We start from the raw sequence: 7,142 nt of genomic DNA on the forward strand, positions 1-7,142 counted from the left end.
TTGACTATGCGAAGAACGGCTGGAACATCGGTGTCTGCAGTTCGGACAACGGCAGGGTGGTCTACGGTGACTTGTACGTGAATGCTCTCGGCAGCCAAGGCCGCAGCTGCAACGAGAAAATCGAGATCTACAAGGTCGGCTACGGCAGGGTAGCGCTCGCCTATCTGGCGAGTTGCGGCTTCACCGGCTACAGGGGTGAAGTCAGCGCCGGGATGGAGAAGGGCACTTACTACGCGTACGGCTCCATCATCGTGGATGATGTCACTGTAGTTTCGGGGAGGAGCCCGAACTCCACTAAGGTATAACGGCCATTTCGCACTAGCTTGTTCTTTAACCTCTCGGCCCGCGAGCGTGAAAGCCCCTTGTGGATTCCCGGCGTGTCGTGCGCCATGGGAGACGGCCACCGTCTGATGATCCTTCGGTTCCCGGCAAGGACACGAAGAAGGACGGTGGCCGTTGCCACGATTGGGGACTACCTGGGCGGGTTGGTGGGCCCCTGTTGCATTGACCGTTGGCAAGATCGAGACAGATTTGGGCTGTGAAGTCGCCGATCCGTCCTCGCCCGTGGCTACCTCCGAAGTCGGCGTTCGCTGGGTTTCCGTTCCCGCCCGAGGTGATCGTCGTCGCAGTCCGCTGGTACCTGCGGTTCAACTTGTCCTACCGCGACGTTGAAGAACTGCTGGTCGAGCGTCGGCGTCGAGGTCGATCACGTCACCGTTTACCGGTGGGTGCAGCGGTTCACCCCGCTGCTGGCCGACGCCGCCCGGTTCGCCCGCCACTCGCCCGGCGACAGCTGGCACGTCGACGGGCAGTTCACGACCAGCCTGTCCCCCGCCGACCTGCCCGCCTTCTGTCCGGCGATCATCGAGTAGTTCGCCAAGCAGAAGGTGCCGGGTTAGGCCCGGCGGGCGGGGATCGACGGCACCACGGGCATCTTCGGGATGTCGACGGGGTCGATCTTGAAGGCGGCCGGGTACGTCGCCGGGTCGGTGGCGTACCCGGGCTCCGTGGAGCGCCAACTGTAGAAGCAGACCCCGCACAGGTACATGGACCAGCGGCCCGGTACGGGAGATTCGGTTAGCAGGCTGACCTCGTGGGTGTCGCAGCGGGGACAGGTGTCCGGAATCGTGGGCGTACTCACCTCAGTAGCTCCTTGATGCGGTTCTCCCAGGCTTCGGTCTCGGCGGGCGCGTCGACCTCCTGCGAGAAGTGGCCGCGCTGTTCGGGTGCGATGGGGGTGGTCGCGTCGAGGACGACCTTGTGGCTGATACCGGGCGGCTCGGAGCTCGGGTCCAGCGGCAGGATCGACAGGTCGGGCAGGACGACCAGGTCGTGGGCCGGGTGGAGCTTCACCGACAGCGACCACATCACCTGGGCGAGGTTGAACGGGTCGACGGTGTCGTCCACGATGATGATCACTTTGCAGTAGCCGAGGCCGTGCGGGACCGTCATCGCTCTCATCCCGACCGCCTTGGCGAAGCCGCCGTAGCGCGGCCGGACCGAGATGATCCCGAGCAGCCCGTGCGTGTACATCGCGTTGACCGCCACGACCTCGGGATAGTCCTGCTTGAGCTGCCGGTACAGCGGCACGCTGGTGTTGAGCGCGACGGTGTAGTCGAGTTCGGTCCACGGCCGGCCGATGTACAGGTGCTCGAAGATCGGGTCGGTGCGGTACGAGACCCGGTGGACCTTGATGACCGGCTGCCGGCGGCCACCGGAGTAGAAGCCGGTGAACTCGCCGAACGGGCCTTCGATCTCCCGTACGCCGCCGATGATCTCGCCTTCGATGACCACTTCGCTGCCGTACGGGACGTCCATGCCGGTGAGCGGGGCTTTAGCGATCCGGTACGGGCTGCCCTGGACGGCGCCGGCGAACTCGTACTCGGACTCGTCGTACGCCAGCGGCATGCCGGCGATCGTGGTGATCACCGGTTCGTTGCCGATGGCGATCGCCATCGGCAGGTTCTCGCCCCGCTCCTCGGCCTTGCGCAGGTGCAGGCCGATGTCGTGGGCGGGAACCGGTTGGATGCCGAGCCGCGCCTTGCCTTTGACCTGGATGCGGTAGATCCCCACGTTCTGCTTGCCGAAGTGTTCCGGGTCGTCGGGGTCGCGGGTGACGACGGCCGCCTTGTCGATGTAGGAGCCCGCGTCGTACCGGTTGAGCCGGAACAGCGGCAACAGGTGGAACAGGTTGATCTCGTCACCGTCGAGAGTGTGCTCCCGCCAGGGCGCGTCGTCGGCGCGCTCCACCTCGACCGGGAAATCGTCACCGCGTCGGGCGAACTCGAAGAACTGCTCCTTGACCGGGGTGTCCTTGTCCAGGCCCAGCATGAGGGCGTGGTTGGGCCACGAGCCGACCGCGTTGAGGACGGCCCGGCTGCGCTCGTACCCGTCGATGTTGTCGAACTGGAGTGCCGGTCCGCGGTCGGTGAGGTTGGCGACCGCCCGGGCGGCGGCGCCGAAGTGCGGCTCCGGGCGTAGCGGATCGGTGAGCCTGACGAGTTGGCCGTTCTCGTCCAGGGTCGCGAGGAAGTCTCGCAGGTCGCGGTACGCCATGTCGGCTCACTTCAGCAGTTGCTTGATGCGGTTCTCCCAGGCTTCGGTCTCGGCGGGCGCGTCGACCTCCTGGGAGAAGTGACCGCGCTGCTCGGGTGCGATGGGGGTGGTCGCGTCGAGGACGACCTTGTGCGTGATTCCCGCGGGCTCCGAACTGGGGTCCAGCGGCAGGATCGACAGGTCCGGCAGGACGACGAGGTCGTGGGCCGGGTGGAACTTGACCGACAGCGACCACATCACCTGGGCGAGGTTGAACGGGTCGACGGTCTCGTCCACGACGATGATCACCTTGCAGTAGCCCAGGCCGTGCGGGGTGGTCATCGCCCGTACCCCGACGGCCTTGGCGAAGCCGCCGTAGCGTGGCCGGACCGAGATGATGCCCAGCAGGCCCTGGGTGTACATCGCGTTGACCGCGACGACCTCGGGAAAGTCCTTCTTGAGCTGCTGATAGAGCGGCACGCTGGTGTTGAGCGCCAGGGTGTAGTCCATCTCCGTCCACGGCCTACCCAGGTACAGGTGCTCGAAGATCGGATCTGTCCGGTAGGAGACGCGATGGATGGTGATGACGGGCTGGCGGCGGCCGCCGGAGTAGTAACCGGTGAACTCGCCGAACGGGCCCTCCACTTCGCGGCTGTACGCGACGATCTCGCCTTCCAGGACTGCCTCGGCGCCCCACGGGACGTCCATGCCGGTGAGCGGAGCCTTGGCGATCCGGTACGGGCTGCCCTGGATGGCACCGGCCATCTCGTACTCCGACTGGTCGTACATCAGCGGCATCCCGGCCACCGTGGTGATCACCGGCTCGTTGCCGACCGCGATCGCCACCGGCAGGTTCTCGCCGCGCTCCTCGGCCTTGCGCAGGTGCAGGCCGATGTCGTGCGTGGGCAGAGGCTGGATCCCGAGCCGGGCCTTGCCCTTGACCTGGATGCGGTAGATGCCGACGTTCTGCGCGTCGAAGTTGTCCCAGTCATCGGGGTCACGGCTGATCACCGGCGCCTTGTCGATGTAGGTGCCGGCGTCGTAGCGGTTGAGCCGGAACAGCGGCAGCAGGTGGAACAGGTCGATGTCGTCGCCTTCGACCGTGTGTTCCCGCCACGGGGCGTCCTCGCGGCGCCCGACCTCGACCGGGAAGGCGTCCCAGCGCCGGGCGAACTCGAAGAACTGCTCCTTGACCGGGGTGTCCTTGTCCAGGCCCAGCATCAGGGCGTGGTTGGGCCACGAGCCGACCACGTTGAGGACCACCCGGCCGCGCTCGTACCCGTCGAGGTTGTCGAACAGCAGCGCCGGGCCGCGGTCGGTGAGGTTGGAGACGGCCCGGGCCGCGGCCCCCAGATGGGGCTCCGGGGACAGCGGGTCGGAGAAGCGGAGAAGTTGAGCGTTTTTGTCCAGGGTCGCGAGGAATTCCCGCAGGTCTTCGTAAGCCATGATCGCTGTTCCTCAATCGCCGGCGGGTGCTAGTCGCCGGCGGGTGCTCGAGCCATGCCGGTCCACCGGCGCGCGGTCGGCAGGTCCAGACCGAACTGGTCGAGGGTGCGGACCACGATGTGTTCGACGATGTCGTCGAGGGTCGTGGGATGGTTGTAGAACGCGGGCACCGGGGGCAGGATCGTCGCCCCGATCCGGGCCAGCGCGAGCATGTTCTCGAGGTGGATCGGCGAAAGCGGGGTCTCACGTACCACCAGGACCAGTCGGCGGCGTTCCTTGAGCGTCACGTCGGCCGCCCGCACGATCAGACCCTCGCCGTAGCCGGCGCGGATGCCCGCGACGGCCTTCGCGCTGCACGGCACGACCACCATGCCGTCGGTCTTGAACGAGCCGCTGGAGATGGCGGCGCTCTGGTCCTCGGGTGCGTAGTTGGCCGACGCGAGCGCGGCCACCTGGGCCGCCGTGAACGAGGTCTCCTGCTTGATGGTGGCCCGGGCCCAGCGGCTGATCACGAGGTGGGTCTCGACCTTCATCTCGTGCAGGGCGTCCAGCAGGCGGATACCGATGATCGTGCCGGTGGCGCCGGTCATGGCAACAACGAGTCGCACGATGGGTCTCCCGTGTAGGGATCTCCGGGGTCAGCGCGCCGTCGCGTGCTCGCGCCGCGCCGGAGTTCCACTGCCGTCCCACGCGTAGCGGTCCGTGCGGGGCAGGCCCAGCATCTCCAGCAGCCGTTCGACCAGCTCTTCCTGCAGTTCGGCGAGGGTCTCGGGCACGTTGTAGTAGGTCGGGATCATCGGGTAGACGATCGCGCCGGCTTCCGTGACCGCCACCATGTTGCGCAGGTGGATCAAGTTGAGTGGCGCTTCGCGCAGGCAGAGCAGCAGCGTGCGCCGCTGCTTGAGCTGGACGTCCGCGGCCCGTTCGATCAGGTCCTCGGCCTGACCCTGCGCGACGCGTCCCAGCACGCCCGCCGCGCAGGGCAGCACCACCATCGCGTCGTTGCGGTAACTTCCGCTCGCGATCGGTGCCGTCAGGTCTTCCGGGTCGTGCACCTGAATCTTGGGCGAGCTGGCGCCGAGTGCCCGGGCCACCGACTGCGGGTCCTCGGCTGCTCCGAACTCGAAGGCCACCAGCTTCCGCCCCGCGGGCGAGACGACCAGGTGCACCTGTTCGACCCGGTCGTCGTCCTGCAGCGCCAACAGGAGCCGCTTGGCCGCGCCCGTGCCGCCCGCTCCGGTGACCGCCAGGGTCACGCGCTTGGACGCCGTACCGTCAGTCATGTCGCCCCCTCAGTGGCCGTGCGTCAAATTCAATTGACCCTCGGTCGCTGGCGAACCGCCACCTGTGCGGGGAGGGAGTTACGCACCGGCGGTCAGCGTCTCGTGCAGGCCGAGGATCTTCAGGACGCGCAGGACGCGCCCCTGGGGGTTGGCGATCGAGAAGGTGTCGCGCGGACGGGATCGCGAACCGACCACGCGCGCCGGGACCACCCGCACGGGAACGTCCGAGAGCCGGACCGCCGGGGAAACCGCCGGTCCGGCTCTCGACGACGACGTCTGTACCGCCGGGCGGTCACCCCGGCCCTCCGTCAGGCGGAGACGCTGCTCACTGGTTGGTCGCCGACCCGAGGTGGACGTGCTGGTTGTCCGCGTCGAGCACCAGGCTCGTCGGCCACTGCTGCCAGGTACGGCCGAGTCCGCGGTGCTGTGGCGATCCGGTGTGGACGAAGTTTCGGACGCTGTCGATCATCAGGTCCGACAACTTCAGCCGTCCCGGCTGGTTCTGGCGGCTGAAGGCGTACGAGAAGACATTGCGCCCGAAGTTGCCGAACACGAAGGGCAGGTCGATTGCGTGTACCGCGCCATACACCTCGTCGAACGGGGCCGGCTCCTGGTTCCAGGCGAACCGTGCCCCTGCCGAAAACCCCATCCGCCCTGGTGAGGGCCGGTGTGGGGTGTCGGAGATGTTGGCCCGGTTGCTGGGCGCTGAGCCTGGGCGTAGCTGGTGATCGATGCGGCATGATGGGCTGCCGTGCTGCTGCGACTGGCGTACCTGGGCGTGACGAACGCGTTCGCGGTGCTGCGCCTGCTGCCGATGAGCAATCGGGACAAGGACGTGGAGATCCTTGCCCTGCGCCATCAGATCACGGTGCTGGAACGCCAACTGGGCACGGAGAAGGTGCGCTTCGACGCAGGTGACCGGGCGTTCCTGGCGGCCCTGCTGCACCGGCTACCACGCGACGTGCTGCGCAGCATGCGACTGCTGGTGCACCCCGACACTGTGCTCCGCTGGCATCGCGACCTGGTCGCCCGCAGTCACGCAGCCGCATCCCGACCCAAGCGTCCAGGCCGGCCACGCACGGTGCGTTCCGTCCGCGCTCTGGTGCTGCGGCTGGCACGGGAAAATCCCAGCTGGGGCTACCGACGCCTGCACGGCGAACTGCTGGTGCTGGGCGTACGAGTGGCCGCCTCCACCGTATGGGAGATCTTGACCGAGGCCGGGATCGACCCGGCACCCGAGCGGGCCTCCAGCACGTGGGCCGACTTCCTACGCTCCCAGGCCAACGCCCTGCTGGCATGCGACTTCCTGGAAACAGTCACCCTCACCGGAACGCGGATGTACGTGCTCGCGGTGATCGAGCACGCCAGCCGCCGGATCCACATCCTGGGTGCCACCCCGCACCCGACCGCGTCCTGGGTCATGCAAGCCGCGAAGAACCTCGTCATGGACCTCGAAGACACCGGCTGCCGGGCGCGGTTCATGATCCGCGACCGGGACGGCAAGTTCCCCGAGATGTTCGACGCCATCCTCGCCGACGCCGGCGTCCAGGTCGTGCTCAGCGGCATCCAGATGCCGAGAATGAACTCGATCATGGAACGGTGGGTCCAGACCTGCCGCCGCGAACTACTGGACCGCACGCTGATCTGGAACCAGCGGCACCTGCTCCACGCCCTACGCGAGTTCGAACAGTTCTACAACGGACACCGCCCGCACCAGGGCATCGCCAACGCACGCCCGTTGTACCCGTTGCCCGCGCCGATCGCCGACTCGGACAAGATTGCCCGTCTCAACGTCCGAAGACGCGATCGCCTGGCGGCATCCTGCACGAGTACGAACGCGCCGCGTGACCTGCGCGGACGGGGTTATCGGCAAGGGCA

Annotated in this window: 8 protein-coding genes and 1 pseudogene; 3 read left to right on the plus strand and 6 right to left on the minus strand. The window is 67.3% G+C overall.

Translation table 11 applies throughout. The annotated features are described in order from the left end of the window. Together Pme01_RS11840 and Pme01_RS31750 are read left to right on the plus strand one after the other, a co-directional pair. Nucleotides 1–305: hypothetical protein (locus Pme01_RS11840; protein ID WP_203935569.1), on the plus strand; the 305-nt coding region annotated here is incomplete at its 5' end. Nucleotides 306–550: 245 nt separating this feature from the next. Beyond that, nucleotides 551–806, plus strand: a pseudogene (locus Pme01_RS31750) (IS6 family transposase); the annotation flags it as partial. Between the two features lie 89 nt (nt 807–895). Here Pme01_RS31750 and Pme01_RS11850 read toward each other — a convergent pair. The 6 genes from Pme01_RS11850 to Pme01_RS30915 all read right to left on the minus strand — a co-directional run bounded on the left by Pme01_RS11850 (nt 896) and on the right by Pme01_RS30915 (nt 5,913). Further along, nucleotides 896–1,141: a non-oxidative hydroxyarylic acid decarboxylases subunit D gene (locus tag Pme01_RS11850; RefSeq protein ID WP_203935570.1), complete on the minus strand. Its 246-nt coding sequence runs from the start codon at nt 1,139–1,141 to the stop codon at nt 896–898. Continuing rightward, entirely contained in the window at nt 1,138–2,556 is a 1,419-nt protein-coding gene (locus tag Pme01_RS11855) for a non-oxidative hydroxyarylic acid decarboxylases subunit C (RefSeq protein WP_168115316.1), read from the minus strand. The genes Pme01_RS11850 and Pme01_RS11855 overlap by 4 nt, the downstream gene beginning before the upstream one ends. 6 nt (nt 2,557–2,562) lie before the next feature. Beyond that, nucleotides 2,563–3,981 carry a non-oxidative hydroxyarylic acid decarboxylases subunit C gene (locus Pme01_RS11860; protein WP_168115315.1) on the minus strand — a complete coding sequence of 473 codons (1,419 nt, stop codon included), beginning with the start codon at nt 3,979–3,981 and terminating at the stop codon, nt 2,563–2,565. Nucleotides 3,982–4,010: 29 nt separating this feature from the next. Further along, nucleotides 4,011–4,589 carry a UbiX family flavin prenyltransferase gene (locus tag Pme01_RS11865; RefSeq protein ID WP_239088177.1) on the minus strand — a complete coding sequence of 193 codons (579 nt, stop codon included), beginning with the start codon at nt 4,587–4,589 and terminating at the stop codon, nt 4,011–4,013. Between the two features lie 30 nt (nt 4,590–4,619). Then, nucleotides 4,620–5,264, minus strand: coding sequence for a UbiX family flavin prenyltransferase (locus Pme01_RS11870; protein ID WP_168115314.1), 645 nt, complete (start codon nt 5,262–5,264; stop codon nt 4,620–4,622). A gap of 325 nt (nt 5,265–5,589) precedes the next feature. Continuing rightward, nucleotides 5,590–5,913: a carboxylesterase family protein gene (locus Pme01_RS30915; RefSeq protein WP_239088178.1), complete on the minus strand. Its 324-nt coding sequence runs from the start codon at nt 5,911–5,913 to the stop codon at nt 5,590–5,592. Nucleotides 5,914–6,015: 102 nt separating this feature from the next. On the opposite strand from Pme01_RS30915, the gene Pme01_RS11880 reads away from it, so the two are divergent. Continuing rightward, nucleotides 6,016–7,142 (plus strand): integrase core domain-containing protein (locus tag Pme01_RS11880; protein ID WP_239088179.1); only part of this gene is annotated, 1,127 nt, incomplete at its 3' end.

The organism is Planosporangium mesophilum (assembly GCF_016863255.1).
Lineage (GTDB): Bacteria > Actinomycetota > Actinomycetes > Mycobacteriales > Micromonosporaceae > Planosporangium > Planosporangium mesophilum.